Below are 1,910 nucleotides of genomic sequence, written 5' to 3' on the forward strand. Positions count from 1 at the left end.
TTTTTCCCGTTTAGGGGTGGATGTTTTTTGATGCCAGTTTTTGGTGTCTTTGGTTATGGTCGAATTTTTTCGGACAGTTTTTGTTTGGAGAGTTTGATCCTGGCTCAGGACGAACGCTGGCGGCGTGCTTAACACATGCAAGTCGAACGGAAAGGCCCTTTCGGGGGTACTCGAGTGGCGAACGGGTGAGTAACACGTGGGTGATCTGCCCTGCACTTTGGGATAAGCCTGGGAAACTGGGTCTAATACCGAATATTTCCTGCTGGCCGCATGGTCTGGTGGGGGAAAGCTTTTGCGGTGTGGGATGAGCCCGCGGCCTATCAGCTTGTTGGTGGGGTGATGGCCTACCAAGGCGACGACGGGTAGCCGGCCTGAGAGGGTGTCCGGCCACACTGGGACTGAGATACGGCCCAGACTCCTACGGGAGGCAGCAGTGGGGAATATTGCACAATGGGCGCAAGCCTGATGCAGCGACGCCGCGTGGGGGATGACGGCCTTCGGGTTGTAAACCTCTTTCAGTACCGACGAAGCGCAAGTGACGGTAGGTACAGAAGAAGCACCGGCCAACTACGTGCCAGCAGCCGCGGTAATACGTAGGGTGCGAGCGTTGTCCGGAATTACTGGGCGTAAAGAGCTCGTAGGTGGTTTGTCGCGTTGTCCGTGAAAACTCACAGCTTAACTGTGGGCGTGCGGGCGATACGGGCAGACTGGAGTACTGCAGGGGAGACTGGAATTCCTGGTGTAGCGGTGGAATGCGCAGATATCAGGAGGAACACCGGTGGCGAAGGCGGGTCTCTGGGCAGTAACTGACGCTGAGGAGCGAAAGCGTGGGGAGCGAACAGGATTAGATACCCTGGTAGTCCACGCCGTAAACGGTGGGTACTAGGTGTGGGTTTCCTTCCTTGGGATCCGTGCCGTAGCTAACGCATTAAGTACCCCGCCTGGGGAGTACGGCCGCAAGGCTAAAACTCAAAGGAATTGACGGGGGCCCGCACAAGCGGCGGAGCATGTGGATTAATTCGATGCAACGCGAAGAACCTTACCTGGGTTTGACATGCACAGGACGGCGGCAGAGATGTCGTTTCCCTTGTGGCCTGTGTGCAGGTGGTGCATGGCTGTCGTCAGCTCGTGTCGTGAGATGTTGGGTTAAGTCCCGCAACGAGCGCAACCCTTGTCTCATGTTGCCAGCGCGTTATGGCGGGGACTCGTGAGAGACTGCCGGGGTCAACTCGGAGGAAGGTGGGGATGACGTCAAGTCATCATGCCCCTTATGTCCAGGGCTTCACACATGCTACAATGGCCGGTACAAAGGGCTGCGATGCCGTGAGGTGGAGCGAATCCTTTCAAAGCCGGTCTCAGTTCGGATCGGGGTCTGCAACTCGACCCCGTGAAGTCGGAGTCGCTAGTAATCGCAGATCAGCAACGCTGCGGTGAATACGTTCCCGGGCCTTGTACACACCGCCCGTCACGTCATGAAAGTCGGTAACACCCGAAGCCGGTGGCCTAACCCCTTGTGGGAGGGAGCCGTCGAAGGTGGGATCGGCGATTGGGACGAAGTCGTAACAAGGTAGCCGTACCGGAAGGTGCGGCTGGATCACCTCCTTTCTAAGGAGCACCACGATGTTTGGGCCGGCCCGCAGATCGCGGATTTTCCGGTGTCCCAGACGGATTCGTTGGATGGCCTCACACCTGTAGTGGGTGGGGGTCTGGTGCAGCAACAAACGTTGAGCCGCAACGGGGTTCAGTTTCGGCTGGATTGCGGTGAAAGGATTGCCAGACACACTATTGGGCTTTGAGACAACAAGCCCGTTGGTTCCCTGGCCACTGTGTGTGGTGGGAGGACGTGTTGTCGCCCTGTCTTTGGTGGTGGGGTGTGGTGTTTGATTTGTGGATAGTGGTTGCGAGCATCT

Annotated in this window: 1 rRNA gene; it reads left to right on the forward strand. The window is 57.4% G+C overall.

The features are described 5' to 3' along the window. Positions 1-81: 81 nt before the first annotated feature. Positions 82-1,605 (forward strand): 16S ribosomal RNA (locus tag A5650_RS12315). Positions 1,606-1,910: the final 305 nt, after the last annotated feature.

Origin of the sequence: Mycobacterium sp. 1164985.4, from assembly GCF_001668575.1 — a bacterium.
Lineage (GTDB): Bacteria > Actinomycetota > Actinomycetes > Mycobacteriales > Mycobacteriaceae > Mycobacterium.